Origin of the sequence: Aeromonas sp. R5-1 (assembly GCF_040908265.1) — a bacterium.
In the GTDB taxonomy this organism is placed as follows: domain Bacteria; phylum Pseudomonadota; class Gammaproteobacteria; order Enterobacterales; family Aeromonadaceae; genus Aeromonas; species Aeromonas caviae.
Window position 1 is genome coordinate 53,421 of sequence record NZ_JBFODJ010000045.1, and the last position, 17,982, is coordinate 71,402.

A 17,982-nucleotide genomic window follows, 5' to 3' on the forward strand; every position below is an offset into this window, starting at 1 on the left:
GTGCTTGATGGGGTGGTATTGAGTCATGCTTCGTCCTTGAAACGGGGGCTCCAGGTTGGGGGGCGTTTGTCGAAGAAGGCCTGGATCCCCTCCTGGGCCTCGAGACCGACCCGTACCCGGGCGATGGTCTCGACGGTCTGCTCTTCGTGCTGGTGGCCTGGGCGCCCTTCGAGGGCGGCCAGCAGCCGCTTGGTCTCCTTCATCGCCTGGGGGCCGTTGCGACACAACCGCAGGGCCATGGCGCGTCCCTCCGCCAGCAACTGATCAGGCTGGCTGAGCCTGTGCACCACGTTGAGTCGGCAGGCGGTGATGGCATCGAAAGGCTCTGCGCTCAGCATGTAGCGGCGGGCCTGGCGCATCCCCATGGCGCGCACCACGTAGGGGCTGATCACCGCAGGCACCAGTCCCAGGGTCACCTCGGAGAGGCAGAAGCGGGCATTTTCGCTGGCCAGCACGATGTCGCAGGCGCAGACAAGGCCCAAGGCTCCACCGTAGGCGGCCCCCTGCACCAGGGCCACGGTGGGGAAGGGCAGCTCGTCCAGTGCCTGCATCAGGTGGGCCAGCACCCGGGCGTCCTCGCGATTCTTGTCAAAGGCGCGGGGGTCGAACGCTTCCCCTGCCATCTTGCGCATCCACTCGAGATCGGCGCCCGCGCAAAAATGCGGCCCCTCGGCGCGCAGCAGCAGCACGTGGGGGCGGTCGGCGAGGGGCTGGCCGTGGGTCAGCTCGTCGAGGCAGTCGAGCAGCCCTTGCATCAGGTCGGCATCGAGGGCGTTGTGACGGGCCGGGCGGGCGAGCACCAGCTCGATCACCGGGCCGTGGCGCTCCAGGCGAAAATGGGCAAGGGGATCGTTGAAGAGCGGGTCTGACATATGAACTCCTTACATCCGGAAGATGCCGTACTGCCCGGGGCCCGGCTCGGCCCCCTGGCAGGCCGCCAGCGCCAGGGCCAGCACGGTGCGGCTCTGGGCCGGGTCGATGACGCCGTCATCCCACAGGCGAGCACTGGCGTAATAGGGGTGACCCTGGCGCTCGTACTGCGCGATCACCGGGGCGCGAATGGCGGCCGCCTCCGGCTCGCCCAGAGTCTTGCCCTCGGCGGCCAGCTTGTCCCGGCGCACCTGCACCAGCACCCCGGCCGCCTGCTCGCCCCCCATGACGGAGATGCGGCTGTTGGGCCAGCTGAAGAGAAAATCCGGTTCATAGGCGCGCCCGCACATGCCGTAGTTGCCAGCGCCGAAGCTGCCGCCGACGATCAGGGTGATCTTGGGCACCCGGCTGCAGGCCACGGCGGTCACCAGCTTGGCGCCGTGCTTGGCGATCCCCTCTTTCTCCGCCGTACTTCCTACCATAAAACCGGTGATGTTTTGCAGAAACAGCAGCGGGATCCCCCGCTGGTTGCAAAGCTGGATGAAGTGGGCTCCCTTCTGGGCGCTGTCGCTGTGCAGCACGCCATTGTTGGCGAGGATCCCCACCTGCATGCCCTCAATGCGGGAAAAACCCGTCACCAAGGTAGTGCCGAACAACGCCTTGAATTCGTCAAACACAGAGCCATCCACCAGTCGGGCGATCAATTCTCGTGCGTCATAGGGGCGCTTGAGACTGGTGCCCACCAGGCCGTAGAGCTCCTCGATGGGGTAGTGCGGCTCATCATAGGAGGGAGCGGATGGGGCGGGTGACGCCGCCGTCTGGTTGTCACCCAGGTTGCTTACCAGGGTGCGGGTGATGGCCAGGGCATGGGCATCGTCCCGGGCCATGTGATCCGCCACCCCGGAGTGGACGCAATGCACCTCGGCGCCGCCCAAGGCTTCTGCGCTGATCTCCTCACCGGTGGCGGCCTTGACCAGGGGCGGGCCCGCCAGAAAGAGGGTGGCCTGTTCCCTGACCATGATGGACTCGTCCGCCATGGCGGGCACGTAGGCACCCCCGGCGGTACAGAGCCCCATCACCACCGCCAGCTGGGGGATGCTCTGGGCCGACATGCGAGCCTGGTTGTAGAAGATGCGGCCAAAATGCTCCCGGTCGGGGAACACCTCGTCCTGCATGGGCAGGAAGGCGCCGCCGGAATCCACCAGATAGAGGCAGGGGAGGCGCAGCCGCTCGGCGATGGCCTGGGCGCGCAGATGTTTTTTCACCGTGAGGGGGTAGTAGGTGCCGCCCTTCACGGTGGCGTCATTCACCACCAGCATGCACAGGCGCCCCGAGACCCGGCCGATGCCGGTGAGGATGCCGGCGGCGGGCACCGGCTCGTCATAGACCTGCCAGCCAGCCAACGCCGACAGTTCGAGAAAGGGGGAACCCGGGTCCAGCAGCTGGTCGATGCGCTCCCGGGGCAGCAGCTTGCCACGGGCCTGGTGGCGGGCGTTGTTGGCCGCGCCCCCGCCCTGGGCTATCTCCTCCAGGCGGGTATTCAGATCGTCGACCAGTGCCTGCATGGCGGCCCGATTGGCCTCATAGTCGGGGCTCGCGGTGTCGAGACGGGAATGGATCCTGCTCATGCGTTATCCCCCATCAGCTCACGGCCGATGAGCCAGCGGCGGATCTCCGAGGTGCCGGCGCCGATTTCGTAGAGCTTGGCGTCCCGCAGCAGGCGGCCGGTGGGGTATTCGTTGATGTAGCCGTTGCCGCCGAGCAGCTGGATGGCATCGAGGGCCATCTGGGTGGCATTTTCGGCGGCAAACAGGATGGCGGCGGCGCAATCCTTGCGGCTGGTACGGCCCTGATCGCAGGCGCTCGCCACCGAGTAGACCAGCGCCCGGCTGCTGGCGAGGCGGGTATACATGTCGGCGAGCTTGCCTTGCACCAGCTGGAACTCGCCGATGGCCTGACCGAACTGCTTGCGCTCGCGCACATAGGGAAGCACCACGTCCATGCAGGCCTGCATGATGCCAAGGGGGCCTGCTGCCAGCACCACCCGCTCGTAGTCCAGACCGCTCATCAGTACCTTGACCCCCCCGTGCAGGGGGCCCAGCAGGTTCTCCTGCTTCACCCGGCAGTTGTCGAACACCAGTTCGCAGGTACTGGAGCCGCGCATGCCGAGCTTGTCGAGCTTCTGGGCGGTGGAAAAACCGGGAGTCCCCGCCTCGACGATAAAGGCGGAAATCCCTTTGGGCCCGGCGGCGGCATCGGTCTTGGCATAGATGACGAAGGTGTCGGCATCGGGCCCGTTTGTGATCCACATCTTGTTGCCGTTCAGCACGAAGTGATCCCCCTCGCGCACCGCGGTGAGGCGCATGCTCACCACGTCGGAGCCAGCACCCGGCTCGCTCATGGCCAGCGCCCCCACGTGTTTGCCGCTGACCAGATCAGGCAGATATCTCGCCTTCTGATCAGGGGTGCCGTGGCGGTGGATCTGGTTGATGCAGAGGTTGGAGTGGGCGCCGTAGGAGAGGCCGACCGAGGCGCTGGCGCGGCTCACCTGCTCCACCACCAGCACATGGGCCAGATAGCCGAGGTTCACCCCGTCATACTCCTCCGCCACCGTGATGCCGTGCAGCCCCAGCTCACCCATGCGGGGCCAGAGATCCCGGGGAAAAGCGTTGCTCTGATCGATCTCGCTGGCGCGCGGTGCGATCACTTTCTGGCAGAAAGCCTCGACCTGTTCGGTCAGGGCGCGGAGGGTTTCATCCATCAGGGCATGCATCCTTGCTCTCCTTGGTCTGTGGTGCTCACCGGTCTTCTACTCCCGACAGGGAGGGAAAACTGGTCAGTCCATTCGTGAATTAAGTTTACGTTAGCGTAAACGTAAATGAGTTGTTAGTCTAAGGTAAATTCGTTGAGTGCCGACTGCAAGGGGCATACCCCCGAGCGGGCAAACGCAAGGAGTGAGCAAGATGATCAGCGAGTGCATCCGGTCTGTCGGTCTGCCTGAGGAGCTCTGGCACAGTGCCAGCCCCCGGGCAGCCAAGGAGAGTGCGGCATGAGCCAACACCATACCCAGTACGGGGATCTGCCGCTCTACATCGGTGGCGAGGCTTGCCCGTCCGCAAGCGACGAGTGGATAGAGGTGACCGACCCGGCGGACCAGCATCTGCTGGCGCGGGTGCCGAAAGCGACCTCTGCGGAAATTGAGCTGGCGGTGCGCGCCGCTCACGAGGCCTATCTGCTGTGGCGAGAGGTGCCGACCTCCGAGCGGGCCCGGGTGATGTTCAACTACCAGCATCTGTTGAAAGTGCATCACGACGAGCTGGCGACCCTGCTGGCCCAGGAAACCGGCAAGAACCTGGCGGACGCCAAGGGGGACGTCTGGCGCGGCATCGAGGTGGTGGAGCAGGCCTGCGCCATCGCGAGCCAGACCCTGGGGGAGACCATGGGCAACGTGGCGCGCAGGGTCGACGGCCACTCCTGGGTGCAGCCTCTCGGGGTCTGCGTCGGCATCACGCCGTTCAACTTTCCGGCCATGATCCCGCTCTGGATGTTCCCGCTGGCGGTGGCCTGCGGCAACGGCTTCGTGCTCAAGCCCTCCGAGCAGGATCCGCTCACTCCCATGCGCCTGGCCGAGCTGTTTACCGAGGCGGGGGCCCCCAAGGGCATTCTGTCGGTGGTGCATGGCGGCGCCGAGCAGGTGGATGCGCTGCTGGCCCATCCCGATGTCAAGGCAGTCAGTTTCGTGGGCTCGGCCCGGGTCGGCGGCCACGTCTATCGCAGCGCCACGTCACAGCTCAAGCGCGCCCAGTGTTTTGTCGGCGCCAAGAACCACATGGTGATCATGCCGGATGCCAACAAGGCGCAGGTACTCGGCAACCTCGTGGGAGCCGGGGTCGGCGCCGCCGGTCAGCGCTGCATGGCCATCAGCGTGGCGGTGTTCGTGGGGAGCGCCAGGGAGTGGATCCCCGAGCTCGCCGCCGAGTTCGCCAAGGTGAAACCCGGCGTCTGGCACGACCCCGAGGCGGCTTATGGCCCCCTCATCAGCCCGGAGGCGAAAGTCAGGGTGGAGGGGCTTATCGAGGCGGGGATTGCCGAGGGAGCCGAGTGCCTCTTGGACGGCCGTTTTTGCGACGTACCCGGCTACCCGGTGGGCAACTGGGTGGGGCCGACCCTGTTTCGCGGCGTGACCCCCGAGATGCGCATCTACAAGGAGGAGATCTTCGGGCCCGTGCTGGCCTGCCTCGAGGTGGAGAGCCTCGACGAGGCGCTTGCCCTCATCAACGCCAACCCCTATGGCAACGGCACCTCCCTCTTCACCGGCTGTGGCGCCGCCGCTCGCAAGTTCCGCCACGAGGTGGCGGTGGGCCAGGTGGGGATCAACGTGCCCATCCCGGTGCCGCTGCCGTTCTTCTCCTTTACCGGCTGGCGTGGCTCCTTCTACGGGGATCTGCATGCCTACGGCAAGCAGGCGGTGCGTTTTTACACCGAGACCAAGACGGTCACCGAACGCTGGTTCGACGAAGACATTCCCAGCGGCCCCAATATGACCATTCAGCTGCGCTGACGGCAGGGGTTGCCCACTTTGCCCGGGTGCCCCCATTGACAGCAACGGATCGACGGAACAAGTACAAAGGAAGCGAACAAGATGGATTTTACCCTGACCGAATCCCAACGGGCCTGTGTCGAGTCGGCCGGCGCCTTCGCCGATCTGGCGCTCAAACCCCATGCCGCGCGCTGGGACAGGGATCACGAATTCCCCATCCCCACCATCAAGCAGGCGGCAGCGCTGGGCCTGTGCGGCCTCTATACCCCGGAGCAGTATGACGGCCTGGGCCTGAGCCGGCTCGATGCCAGCCTCATCTTCGAGCGCCTCGCCATGGGCTGTACCTCCACCACCGCCTATCTCACCATCCACAACATGGTGAGCTGGATGCTGGGCAGCTGGTTACTTGCCGAGGTGGCCGAGGAGTGGGTACCGAGGCTGGCCAGCGGCGAGTTGCTGGGATCCTACTGCCTCACCGAGCCGGGGGCGGGCTCCGACGCTGCGGCCCTCAAGACCCGCGCCGTGCGCGATGGCGCGGATTACCTCCTCGATGGCAGCAAGGTGTTCATCTCGGGCGCCGGCAGCACCGACGTGCTGGTGGTGATGGCCCGCACCGGTGGCGAGGGGGCCAAGGGGATCTCCGCCTTCATGGTACCGGCCCAGACCCCCGGCGTGAGCTACGGCAAGGCGGAGGAAAAGATGGGCTGGAACAGCCAGCCGACCCGGGAGGTGAACTTCAATGCCGTGCGCATTCCCGCTCGCTTCCGGCTGGGGCAGGAGGGGGAAGGGTTCAAGTTCGCCATGCAGGCGCTCGATGGGGGGCGCATCAACATCGCCAGCTGTTCGCTGGGCACCGCCCAGCAGGCCCTGGACGACGCGTTGGAGCACGTGCGCCAGCGTCAGCAATTTGGACACCCGATCAGCGAATTCCAGAGCGTGCAGTTTCGCCTGGCCGACATGGCCACCGAGCTCGCCGCCGCCCGCCTGCTGGTGCGCCAGGCGGCCGCCAAACTCGATGAGGGCAGCCCGGACAAGAGTGCCTGGTGCGCCATGGCCAAGCGTTTTGCCACCGATGTGGGTCACCGCGTTTGCGACAACGCCCTGCAACTCTTTGGCGGCTATGGTTATATCCGCGAGTATCCGCTTGAGCGCTATCTGCGCGACACCCGGGTGCACCGCATTCTGGAAGGGACGAATGAAGTGATGCGGCTCATCATCGCCCGCCACCTGCTGGCCGACCCCGGCCTGTCGCTGGAGTAGCGGGAGGGGCCTGCTCTGAGGACGCAGTCGGCTCGTCCTCATGCTTTGTGAGCCAGGTGCAGGTTGGCTCCATTCAACCCTGTCATCATGGGGCAGTTTTTTTGACAAGGACAACGCAATGACAAGGATCAGGCTCGAATATCACGGCCACGTGGCCTACATCACCCTCGATCACCCACCCGCCAACACCTGGACGCTCGCCAGCCTGAAAGCCTTCTTGCAGATGATGGTGGAGCTGGATGGTCGCCCCGACGTGGTGGCCCTGGTGATCCGCGGTGCCGGAGAGAAATTCTTCTGCGCTGGCGCCGATCTCAAGATGTTCGCCGACGGCAGCCTGGCGCATGCCCGCGAGGTGGCCGAGGCTTTTGGCCACGCCTTCGAGGCGCTGGCCCGCTTTCACGGGGTCAGCATCGCCGCCATCAACGGCTATGCCATGGGAGGGGGGCTCGAAGTCGCGCTGGCCTGCGACATCCGCATCGCCGAGCAGCAGGCCAAGCTGGGGTTGCCGGAGGCCTCGGTGGGGCTCCTGCCCTGTGCCGGCGGCACCCAGCGCCTCACCGAGCTGGTGGGGCCGGGCTGGGCCAAGCGGATGATCCTCTGCGGCGAGAAGGTGAGCGCCACCCTGGCCTACGAGATGGGGCTGGTGGAGGAGGTGGTGACCGAGGGGCACGCCTGGGAGGCGGCGCAGCAGATGGCCCAGCTGGTGGAGCGCCAGAGCCCGAGCGCCCTGCGCGCCTGCAAACAGCTCATCAATCAGGGGCGAAGCACCCACAGGGACGCGGCGCTGCCACTCGAGCGCAGCCTCTTTCTCGCCCTGTTTGACGATGCCAACCAGCGCGAAGGGGTGGCGGCCTTCCTGGAGAAGCGGGCCCCGCGCTGGCGTTACGACCAATCCAAACCGAAAGAGTGAGGGAGTGAAGGAGTGAAGGATGAATGAGGTAATGATGGCGACCCGCCATGTCGCAGGGGCAGATACCCGGTCTGCGGGGGCCGACCATGACTGAGCCCGTGCGCATCGAGACCCGCCCCACGGCGGATGGCCGCCACATCGGCATGCTGACTCTGGACAGCCCCGCCTCCCTCAATGCCCTGAGCCTTGAGATGATCCAGTTGTTGCAGGGGGCGCTGACCCGCTGGGAGCAGGATCCGGCCATCGTCTGCGTGTTGTTGCAAGGGGCCGGTGAGAAGGCATTCTGCGCCGGTGGCGACATCCGCTCCTTTTATTACCGCAAGCAGGAGGGGAACGAGTCGGCACTGTTTGGCTATGCCCGCGATTTCTTTCTGCAGGAGTACCGGCTCGATCACCACATCCACTGCTACGGCAAGCCCCTTGTTTGCGTGGCGGACGGCATCTGCATGGGGGGGGGGATCGGTCTCTTTGCCGGGGCCGGGTTCCGGGTGGTGACCGAGAAGAGTCTGTTCGCCATGCCGGAGGTGACCATAGGCCTCTATCCGGACGTGGGGGCCAGCTGGTTTTTGAGCAGGATGCCGGGGCGGCTCGGACTCTGGCTCGGCCTCACCGGGGCCCGCTTCAACGGGGCGGATGCCATCGGCCTGGGGCTCGCGGATCATGCCATGGGGAGCCGCGAGCTGGCGGAGCTGCCGGCGCGCCTCGCCGCCCTCGACTGGTCCGCAGGCGACCCCGGCGAGCAGATCGAGGCGCTGCTCACCGATTTGCAGGAGGTCCCTGGTCAGGCATTGCCGCCTCCCGAACTGCTGCCCCACCAGGCTTGCATCGATGCGCTGTTGGCTGGCCGCTCCCTGCAAGGGGTGCTGGCACGCCTCGAGGGCACCGAGCTGGATGAAGCGGCGCTGGCTCAGGGGTGGGAGACCTGCCAGAGCGGCAGCCCCATCAGCCGCGCCATTCTCTGGCGCCAGTTCTGGCAGGCACGGCGCCAGTCCCTGGCCGAGGTGTTTGCCGACGAGTTGGCCCTCTCGGTCAACTGCGTACTCAAAGGGGATTTTGTGGAAGGGGTACGGGCCCTGCTCATCGACAAGGACAAATCACCCCGCTGGCAGGCCCCGCAGGCGGGGGAGGCCTGGCTGGATGTCTTCTATCGCTGGCCCGAGGGTGACAACCCCTTGCGCCCCCGCTGACATGCGATCACACACAAGGAGCACACAATGACAAGGATTGGGTTTATCGGGCTTGGCAACATGGGTGGCCCCATGGCCGCCAACCTGGCCAGGGCGGGGCACAGGGTGCAGGTGTTTGATCTGGTGGCCGAGAGCCTGAACCGCGCCATCGAGGCCGGCTGCATCGCCGCCGGCAATGCCCGGGAGGCGGTGAGCGGCTGCGAGCTGGTGATCAGCATGCTGCCGGCGGGCGAGCATGTGCGCAGCCTCTGGCTGGGGGAGAGTGCCGGTGAGCGGGGCGGGCAGGATCTGCTGGCGGCCCTGCCGCCCGGCGCCCTGGTCATCGACTGCTCCACCATAGACGTGGCCTCGGCCCGTCAGGTGGGGGCGGCGGCGCAGGCGCGCGGCATCCGTTTTCTCGATGCCCCCGTCTCGGGGGGCGTGGCCGGCGCGGCGGCGGGCACCCTCACCTTCATCGTCGGTGGCGAACAAGCGGATTTTGAGGCGGCCAAACCCGTGCTCGCCTGCATGGGGCAGAACCTGTTTCACGCCGGGGCCCTCGGCGCCGGCCAGATAGCCAAGATGTGCAACAACATGCTGCTTGCCATCCACATGGCGGGCACCGCCGAGGCGCTGGCGCTCGGGGTCAAGGAGGGGCTGGATCCCGCCGTGCTCTCCACCATCATGGGCAAGAGTTCGGGCAACAACTGGAGCCTCGAGCGCTACAACCCCTGGCCCGGGGTAATGGAGAACGTGCCGGCGTCGCGTGGCTATCAGGGGGGCTTCATGACCCGGCTGATGGTCAAGGATTTGGGGCTCGCCATGGCGTTGGCGGAACATGCCCACAGCGCCGTGCCCATGGGTGCCCTGGCCCGCAACCTCTTCAACCTGCACGGGAGCCAGGGCCAGGAGAACAAGGATTTCTCCAGCATCCTCGAGCTCTATCGGGACAAGACAGCGCCGGGTTAAGGGCCGCTATCTACCTTTTTACCCGATAGTCTTTGACTCGACAGTCACCGGCCATCTCACCAGGAGCATTTATGGATATCACACGGAAAGTCATCGCCATCACGGGGGCGGGCAGGGGGCTAGGCCGCGCCATCGCCCTGAGTCTGGCGGAGCAGGGGGCGCAACTTGCGCTCATCGATGTCAACCGCACCGATCTGGAGGTGACCGAGGCGGAGGTGCGCAGCCGTGACGGCCGCTGCGCCCTGTTTGTCTGCAACGTGGCAAGCGAGCCGGAGGTCGAGGCGACCTTCGCCGCCATCAAGGATCAGTTCGGGGCCCTGCACGGTCTCGTCAACTGCGCCGGCATTCTGCGCGACGGCATGCTGATCAAGGTGAAGGAGGGGGCACTGACGGAGAAGATGAGCCTGGCCCAGTGGCAGAGCGTCATCGACGTCAATCTCACCGGCACCTTCCTGTGCGGGCGCGAGGGGGCGGCGCTGATGGCCACCGGCGGGGAGGGGGGCGTCATTATCAACATCTCCTCCATCGCCCGGGCCGGCAACATGGGCCAGAGCAACTATGCCGCCAGCAAGGCGGGGGTGGCCTCGCTGGTGGTCACCTGGGGGAAGGAACTGGCCCGTCACGGCATCCGGGTGATGGGCATCGCCCCCGGCGTCTTTGCCACCGACATGACGGCGGCGATGAAACCCGAAGCCATGGCCCGCATGCAGCAGGCCATCCCGGTGGGCACCCTGGGGCAGGCGGCGCAGCTGGCCCAGACGGTGCAGTTCATCCTTGCCAACGACTATCTGTCGGGGCGGATGATCGAGCTGGACGGCGGCTTGAGGCTCTAGTCCCCCCTGCATATACCCTCTCTGACGCCCCTCCAGCAGGGGCGTTTTTGCAGGGGAAAGGCCCCAGTGCAAGGGTGCATAGCCATGCAGGTCCGGCTTTTGAAAAGCGGGGCGGCATCATGAAAAGTCGTGAAATATCAACGGGTCTTTCTTAATTTGAACCAGCTCACAGGCACCCCGGGTCAGTGCTGTAAAATTGCGCGCGGTCAAGGCGGCTCATGATTGACGGCAAGAGGGATTGCGGCCGGAATAGTCATGCAATATAGTTGCCGCCTTTTTCACGGGGTACGGATTTCTAGCCCCTCCCATGTCGCGCGCTGTATGAATACGGATGCTCAGCCGCCGCCTAATAAAACAGGTTTGAGATGGACAAGAAACTGGGGCTGGGTGCCCTCATTTCGCTGGTGATCGGCTCCATGGTCGGTGCCGGGGTTTTCAGTCTGCCGCAAAACATCGCAGCGCACGCCAGTGCCGGGGCCGTCGCCCTGGGATGGGCCATCACGGGGATCGGCATGATCTGCCTCGCCCTGGTCTACCAGAATCTCTCCATGCGTCGACCGGATCTCGATGGCGGCATCTTCAGCTACGCCAAGGCCGGGTTCGGGGATTTCGTCGGCTTCAACGCCGCCTGGGGTTACTGGCTGTGCCAGCTGCTGGCCAACGTCTCCTACGCCATCGTGGTGTTCAGTGCGCTGAGCTACTTCTTCGACACGCCGGACAATGTCATCTTCGGTGACGGCAACACCCCGGTCGCCATCACGCTCGCCTCCCTGCTCATCTGGTCGGTGCATGCCCTGGTGCTGCGCGGCATCCAGGTGGCGGCGCTGGTGAACATCGTCACCACCATCGCCAAGATGGTGCCCCTCATCGTCTTCTGCGTAGCCATCCTGCTCGCTTTCAACATGGAGACCTTCACCCTGGATCTCTGGGGGCAGGGGAGTCCCGAGCTCGGCTCCGTGATGGATCAGGTCAAGTCCACCATGAAGGTGACCCTCTGGGTCTTCATCGGCATCGAGGGGGCCGTGGTGGTCTCCGCCCGTGCCCGCCATCGCAAGGACGTGGGCCGCGCCACCGTGCTGGCGCTGCTGGGGGCCCTGGCGCTCTACGTCATGGTGACCCTGTTCTCCCTGGGGGTCATGAACCAGCCGCAACTGGCGGCCCTCAAGAACCCCTCCACCGCCATGATCCTGGAAGCCGTGGTCGGCCCCTGGGGCGCCTGGCTCATCAACATCGGCCTGGTGATCTCGGTGATGGGGGCCCTGCTGAGCTGGACCGTGCTGGCGGCGGAAGTGCCCTACATAGCTGGCAAGACCGGGGTCTTCCCGGCCTGGTTCGCCAAGGAGAACAAGAACGGTTCCCCCAAGGTGTCGCTCTGGTGCTCCACCTGCCTGGTGCAGATCTTCCTCATCATCATCTACTTCCAGAACAGCACCTACCTGGCGCTGGTGAACATCGCCACCTCGGCGGCCCTGGTGCCCTATGTCTTCTCCGGTGCTTACGGTCTCAAGCTGGCGTTGAAAGGGGAGACCTACGCGGGCCAGCCCCATCAGCGCAAGCGCGACCTGCTGCTGGCCCTGGTGGCCACCGTCTATGGCTGCTGGCTGGTCTATGCCGCCGGAGTGGAGTACCTCTTGCTGGTGGCGCTGCTCTACAGCCCGGGGATCTTCATCTACTGGAAGGCGCGCCAGCACCACGGCCTGCGCAGCCTCAACCGGCTGGAGCAGGGGATGACGGCAGCCCTGCTCGGTTGCGCCGTGCTGGCGTTCTACAAGGTGATGGACGGTACCATTCCCCTGCATTAATCGGCACAATAAAGAGATGGCAAGATGCCATCTCTTTTTTATGGATAATGGCGGTCAAGTTGACCGCTGTTTCGTTATTGAAGGAATGTTTATGCTGTTTGTGGGCTATCTGGTGTTGGGCGCCTTCGCGGGCATGCTGGCCGGGCTGTTCGGTATCGGCGGCGGCCTCATCATCGTCCCCGTGCTGGTCCTGAGTTTTCACGCACAGGGCGTGGCGCCGGAGATCATCACCCATCTGGCCCTCGGCACCTCGCTGCCCACCATGATCTTCACCGGTTTCAGCTCCCTGCGTGCGCACCAGGAGGCAGGAGCGGTAGACTGGGGGATGATTCGGCGCCTGGGCGCCGGCATGCTGGTCGGTGCCTGGCTCGGCGGCATGACCGCCAACCTGCTGAGCGCCAGCACCCTCAACATCATCATCGGCTGCTTCGCCTGGACCATGGCCCTGCAGATGGGGCTCAATTTGAGGCCAAAAGCGGAGCGACACATGCCGGGCCCCCTTGGTACCGGGATCGCGGGCACCGTCATCGGCTGGATGTCGGCCTTGTTCGGCATCGGTGGCGGCTCGCTGACCGTGCCTTACCTCACCTGGAATTCGGTGCCCATGCGCAACGCCGTGGCCGCCTCCGCCGCCTGCAGCATGCCCATCGCCCTGGCAGGCAGCCTCAGCTACCTCTATGCCGGTTGGGGAGACGTCGATCTGCCCGAGTGGAGCGTCGGATTCATCTATCTGCCAGCCCTGCTTGGCATCGTGCTCACCAGCACCCAGTTTGCCCGTCTGGGCGCCAGACTGGCACACAGAATGTCACCCCGGCGGCTCAAGCAGGCCTTTGCCCTGCTCATGTTGCTGGTGGGTGCCAAATTCATGCTCTTTAGCTGAACCCTTGGCCAGATTGTTGAAAAATAAGGCGAACGGCTCGTGATGCGGTAGAAAGCCATTGCATTGAGGGGCCAGTTTGCCTATTCTCCTCGCCGGTGGTCCTATTGGTCCTCTCGCATTGATAACCCGTCGACCTGGTCAGGACCGGAAGGTAGCAGCCAAGGCGGGGGACTCGAGTGCCGGGATGTGGCTGGTAGGGCCACCACTTGTTTCTGAAATTCAATAAGTTAGCTTCCTAAAGCCCTTGGTCATCCACTTTGTGTGGACGACGAGGAGCTCATCGATGAATCTCTGGCTCAGTCCCCACGGCATCTGGTATTACCGGAAAGTCACCACGCTCCCCTGTGGTCGTCGTAAAGAGATCAAAAAATCCCTGCATACCCGAGACAAGCTGACGGCCCGTGCAGCTGTTGCGAAGCTGCTTGCCTGTGTGCGTTCCAGACCCAAGCCCATTCAGTTGCCTGCAGACGTCAATGTTGCCCCACATGAGCAATCAGTAGCCCAGCCGATGACTCCGGCGGCCAAACCGCTTGCTCCGCTGTTGTCGGTCTTGAGTGACCGCTATCTGAAAGAGAAGGCCCTCTCTTGGGCACCGAAAGAGCTCAGCAACCAGAAGAACTACATCGGCTGCTTCATCAAGGCGCTGGGTGATAGACCGGCTGCTGACTATGCGAAAGCGGATGTGGTCAAGTTCAAGGAGGACCTGCTGAACTCCGGCAAGAGTCCGACCACCATCAACAAGTATCTGCAGAAGCTCTCCCTGCTGTTTAGCTGGCTGGCTAACCATCAGGATGGGGTCATCAACCACTTCGCCGGATTGAAGCTACAGCGAGCCAAGGAGGTGAACTCACGAAGTGGGTACACAGCGGAAGAACGTCGCAAGTTTATCGGGTGGGCTAAGCAGCAAGAGCCCCACCGTAGGTGGATTGCTCTGCTGGGTCTGTTCACCGGAGCTCGTGCCAACGAAATCTGTCAGCTCTATGCCGATGATGTGCAACAGGTTGACGGTATATGGTGCCTGAATATTCGCAGTGGACGGCCAGACCAGAAACTCAAGACGGCCAATAGTGCTCGTCTCGTTCCTCTCCATCGGCACCTTCTCCAGAGCGGTTTCATCGAGTTTGTGAAGGGGAGGATAGGGGGACGCATCTTCCCTGAGCTTCCCCATCGACAGGACAGTTACAGCCACCTGTGGGGGCAGTGGTTTAGCCGCCATCGCCCCGTCGACAAGGACTTCCACAGCCTGCGGCATACCGTGGGGGCAGCACTCAAAGATCACGGAGTGCCATTGCAGTATGCGGCGGCGATCTTGGGTCACACCAACGGGGCGATCAGCTATGACCGATACGGTGGGGATGTCTCGCTGGAGAAGCTCAGCGAGGTGATAGAAGCGGCCCTCTCATCCTTTGCTGATGCCGGATAAAAGGAGGGATGGGTCTGCCGATCTGCTGAAATTTTGGCAGATTTAAGAACTTTTTCTACGAAGTCTCATACAGAAAAAGTTCTATAAATAGCTGAAATTTCTGCAGATTGATTGCTTGGTTTGAGCCCTTTGCTTTTGTTGGCGGGGAAAACGGGAAAATCAAAAACAGCAGAGGGGCCCGCAGGCCCCCCATTCGTCATACAGTGTAGTTCGCTCCTGTTTCCGGCTGCTCCCTACGGACTGAGACCGTCATGTCAGCCATCTCGCTATCGAGCAGGGTCAACCCGATGATGGTGTCCTTGCTGTTATAGCGGGGGATCAGATAGCCCTTTTCTAGCAGCTTCTTCTTGAGGGCCAGCTTCTTCATGGCCCATTCACCGTTCTGCTGTGCCCATCGGCTGTAGACCGCGTAGACCTCGCTCATGGGCACTTTGGCCCCTGCTCTGGCCTGGGTGCACTCTTCAAGGAAGCAGCCAACCATATCTGACTCGGCACGGTAGGTCTCGACATCCTGCTTGAGACGAGCAGGAATCGATGCCTTGAGCCTCTGCTCTTGCCACATCTGGCAGCCCTGGATGGCCCAGTTCAGAATGCCGGGCATCTCGGCCCGCAGCTTCTCCATCAGCATTGGGTCCAGCTGTTCCTTCGTGAAGGAGGCATTGAAGGGCAGCATCAGCATCCGACGCCACATGCCATTGCTGGTATCGCGGATCTCGGGCTTGTGGTTGCCCACCATCACCAGAGAGAAGGATGGGCGGAACTCCATCTCCTTCTTGGCGTAGGGAGCACGAGCGACAATTACGTCATCCCCCGTCATGGCCTTCACCAAGTTCTCATCCATACGGGCCCCCTCAGGCAGCTCGTTGGCGACCACCAGACGTGCATCCACCAGCTTGGTCAGGGACGGGTTCGGCCCGGTATTGCCGTTGCGGTTGAACAGCAAGACGTTACTGTTGATCTGCCGACTGAACTCTCCCAGCAACTGCTGAATGACCGACATGAAGGTACTCTTGCCGTTGCAGCCGCCCCCGTGGAGGAAGAACAGGAGCTGTTCGTCGGTGCGGCCGGTGATCCAGTAGCCCACACAACGTTGCAGGAAGGCAGCGTACTCGGCATTACCACAGCAGATCTCGTCGATGAACTGCTCCCATCGCGGGCAGACAGCAGCTGGGTCGTAGACCACCGGGCTATGGTGGGTCATCATGAATGCCCGTCTCGGTGCCAACAGGCGACCCGACTTCAGGTCGATGACACCGTTCGCCGTGCCCAACAGCATCGGATTGGCGTTCAGCTCGTGCAGTCTTGCCGTCATCATCGGCTTGGCCAGTTCCAACATGTTCTGAATGCCAGCCCGGTTAAGGCTGCTAGAACCGTGTCTGAGCACTGCATAAGCCCAAGACAGCTCCTCTTTCTTGCACGCCTGCTTGATCAACGCCTGCCCGATTTCCTGGATCTCTTTGCCCACGGTTTGAGCAAGGATCATGGGCGTCAAGTCATTCTGGGTCCAGTGCGTACCATCGAAGTGGATGAAGCCACCTAACTCAGGGACGAACTTCAGGTTATGCCCGTGCATCTGCACGAACCGTTCGGCGTTGGCCGAATCGTTGAGCTCGTTTTCAAAGATGGCTGTACGTGGCAGGACCTTGACGACTTCCAGATGCTGATCATCGTCCTGAACGGCTTCGGCTTCGGCTTCGGCTTCGGCTTCGGCTTCGGCTTCGACCTCAGCCACAGGCTCAACCAGGGTGAATGCCGCCACCAGCTCGGTTAGAGGCAAGGGGTTGTCGCCATGCAGGTATTCGTCGATATCCTTCACGCAATCTGGCAGCTTGACTTGGGTCAGCTTGAGGCCCAGCCGAGCCATCTTTGAGCGGTACTTGTCGCCCGCGTCATCAGTGTCGAAGAAGGTTACGACGTCACGGTCAGCCAGCTCACGCTTCAACCACTCCAGCTGGGTCTGTGACAGCGTGCCAATGGTCGCCAGCACAGGGCCCGGCCAACCGGCATCCACCAGCGACAGGCGGTCATTCTCCCCCTCTACCAGGGCGACAGGACCTGGAGCATTCAGACACTCTTCCCCGTAGAACTGCACCCCGTTAAGCCAATGACGGCTCGGCAGTTGGTACGGTTGACCCTTATTTGGATCCTTGAAGGTGAAGCGGCTGACTTGTCCGTTGCGGTCGAAGTGCGGGAACACATAGACACCACTCGGGAAGAAGTCACGAAGCAGATCTGGGGCATCGTTGCGAAGCTTGACCAGACCGGAGGCCAGTCGCTCCTCTTGGCTGAACCCTGCATCCTTCAGAACCTTGTTCAGGCCACCGGAGAAGCCGATATCCAACCCCACCAACACCTCCTCAGAGTGGCCACGCCGCTCCATCAGTTCGTCTACATCCAGACGGGACTGATAGTGACTAGCTGCGAGATTGAAGAGTTCTTGCAGGCGAGCAGGTGGGGCCGTGTAGATCGGCTGCTCCAGCTTCACCACTTTGCGAACGGTTGGGGTGACTGACAGCTCGCCCAGCAGAAGCAAGCGGGCTGCATCAACAGAGCTACGGGCTTTGTCGCACTTGACGATCAGATCGAACACGTCGCCTCTTTCCTCGCAACTGAAGCAGTGGAAGCTATCGTCGTCAGGATAGAGGGTGAAGCAATCATTATGGCCGCACAGTGGGCAACTGGCATCATCCAGTCGATAGGTGTTGGAGCCGACTTTCTTGACGTCTTGCCCGGTCAGGGCCGAGGCGACATCCATAATGGGGAACTGCTCTTTGATGGCAGCAAAGTCGATAGTCAGGGAGTGGCCTGCATCGGCCAGGGCAAATTCAAGGTCAAACTTGGTGAATTGAGACATGATGTCTCTCCTCTTAGATGACCGCTGCTGTGGAACTAAAATTAGGTTGAGTGTGTTCCAAGCGGCGGTAATCAGATCGGGTAACAGCGCCCCCCGTGGGCCTATGGCGTGAGCCAAGGTGCGATGTGCGGGGGCGTCTGCCCGCCGACAACCCCGACTATACGGATCGGCAGAAGCAATACAACCCCTCTTTTTTCCTCCCCAAGGTCCCATTTCGAGTTTTCGTTGTGAACAACGCAAAAACGGCTATTCATGAAATATTCTAATGATTGACAACAGGTGATGTAGTGACATTCCTTGCTAAGTTGATAGCTGCCCTCCGCCCCGCCAAATAGGTGGGATATGAGGTCTGCCGATCTGCTGAAATTTTGGCAGATTTAAGAACTTTTTCTACGAAGTCTCACACAGAAAAAGTTCTATAAAATGCTGAAATTTCCGCAGATTGAGCACCCTAATTGGCCCTTTTGCCCTTGTT

13 protein-coding genes and 1 other RNA gene are annotated in these 17,982 nt (G+C 62.8%); 10 read left to right on the forward strand and 4 right to left on the reverse strand.

The genetic code is table 11. The features are described from left to right. Positions 1-23 precede the first annotated feature (23 nt). The 3 genes from AB5Y64_RS05925 to AB5Y64_RS05935 are packed head-to-tail and all read right to left on the reverse strand — an operon-like array spanning position 24 to position 3,643. Positions 24-872 carry an enoyl-CoA hydratase-related protein gene (locus AB5Y64_RS05925; protein WP_368203460.1) on the reverse strand — a complete coding sequence of 283 codons (849 nt, stop codon included), beginning with the start codon at positions 870-872 and terminating at the stop codon, positions 24-26. Between the two features lie 9 nt (positions 873-881). Next, complete coding sequence (locus tag AB5Y64_RS05930) at positions 882-2,498, reverse strand: carboxyl transferase domain-containing protein (RefSeq protein WP_223931952.1); 1,617 nt, start codon at positions 2,496-2,498, stop codon at positions 882-884. Further along, positions 2,495-3,643: an isovaleryl-CoA dehydrogenase gene (locus AB5Y64_RS05935; protein ID WP_368203461.1), complete on the reverse strand. Its 1,149-nt coding sequence runs from the start codon at positions 3,641-3,643 to the stop codon at positions 2,495-2,497. The genes AB5Y64_RS05930 and AB5Y64_RS05935 overlap by 4 nt, the downstream gene beginning before the upstream one ends. 276 nt (positions 3,644-3,919) lie before the next feature. Between AB5Y64_RS05935 and AB5Y64_RS05940 the strand changes: the two genes are divergently transcribed. The 10 genes from AB5Y64_RS05940 (at position 3,920) to AB5Y64_RS05985 (ending at position 14,653) form a co-directional block, all read left to right on the forward strand. Continuing rightward, on the forward strand, positions 3,920-5,431 hold the full coding sequence (locus AB5Y64_RS05940; protein ID WP_286700148.1) for a CoA-acylating methylmalonate-semialdehyde dehydrogenase: 1,512 nt from the start codon (positions 3,920-3,922) through the stop codon (positions 5,429-5,431). 81 nt (positions 5,432-5,512) lie between these two features. Next, a complete protein-coding gene (locus AB5Y64_RS05945) occupies positions 5,513-6,670 on the forward strand; it encodes an acyl-CoA dehydrogenase family protein (protein ID WP_368203462.1) in 1,158 nt (385 codons plus the stop codon). A 118-nt stretch (positions 6,671-6,788) separates the two neighbouring features. Next, on the forward strand, positions 6,789-7,580 hold the full coding sequence (locus AB5Y64_RS05950) for an enoyl-CoA hydratase (protein ID WP_010674596.1): 792 nt from the start codon (positions 6,789-6,791) through the stop codon (positions 7,578-7,580). An 86-nt stretch (positions 7,581-7,666) separates the two neighbouring features. Then, complete coding sequence (locus tag AB5Y64_RS05955; RefSeq protein ID WP_103244643.1) at positions 7,667-8,767, forward strand: enoyl-CoA hydratase/isomerase family protein; 1,101 nt, start codon at positions 7,667-7,669, stop codon at positions 8,765-8,767. A 27-nt stretch (positions 8,768-8,794) separates the two neighbouring features. Beyond that, on the forward strand, positions 8,795-9,715 hold the full coding sequence (gene mmsB, locus AB5Y64_RS05960; protein WP_368203464.1) for a 3-hydroxyisobutyrate dehydrogenase: 921 nt from the start codon (positions 8,795-8,797) through the stop codon (positions 9,713-9,715). Between the two features lie 71 nt (positions 9,716-9,786). Next, the gene (locus AB5Y64_RS05965; protein ID WP_219604765.1) at positions 9,787-10,548 is read left to right on the forward strand and encodes an SDR family oxidoreductase; all 762 of its coding nucleotides are present in this window, start codon (positions 9,787-9,789) and stop codon (positions 10,546-10,548) included. Positions 10,549-10,913: 365 nt separating this feature from the next. Next, positions 10,914-12,350, forward strand: a complete 1,437-nt coding sequence (gene arcD / locus AB5Y64_RS05970; RefSeq protein WP_010674600.1) for an arginine-ornithine antiporter — start codon at positions 10,914-10,916, stop codon at positions 12,348-12,350. A gap of 91 nt (positions 12,351-12,441) precedes the next feature. Then, a complete protein-coding gene (locus AB5Y64_RS05975) occupies positions 12,442-13,230 on the forward strand; it encodes a sulfite exporter TauE/SafE family protein (protein ID WP_045524789.1) in 789 nt (262 codons plus the stop codon). Positions 13,231-13,332: 102 nt separating this feature from the next. Then, an RNA gene (gene ffs, locus AB5Y64_RS05980) (signal recognition particle sRNA small type) lies at positions 13,333-13,429 on the forward strand. An 84-nt stretch (positions 13,430-13,513) separates the two neighbouring features. After that, a complete protein-coding gene (locus AB5Y64_RS05985) occupies positions 13,514-14,653 on the forward strand; it encodes a site-specific integrase (RefSeq protein WP_201921997.1) in 1,140 nt (379 codons plus the stop codon). A gap of 196 nt (positions 14,654-14,849) precedes the next feature. On the opposite strand, the gene AB5Y64_RS05990 is transcribed toward AB5Y64_RS05985, so the two are convergent. Then, positions 14,850-17,507 carry a phage/plasmid primase, P4 family gene (locus AB5Y64_RS05990; RefSeq protein ID WP_368203467.1) on the reverse strand — a complete coding sequence of 886 codons (2,658 nt, stop codon included), beginning with the start codon at positions 17,505-17,507 and terminating at the stop codon, positions 14,850-14,852. Positions 17,508-17,982 lie beyond the last annotated feature (475 nt).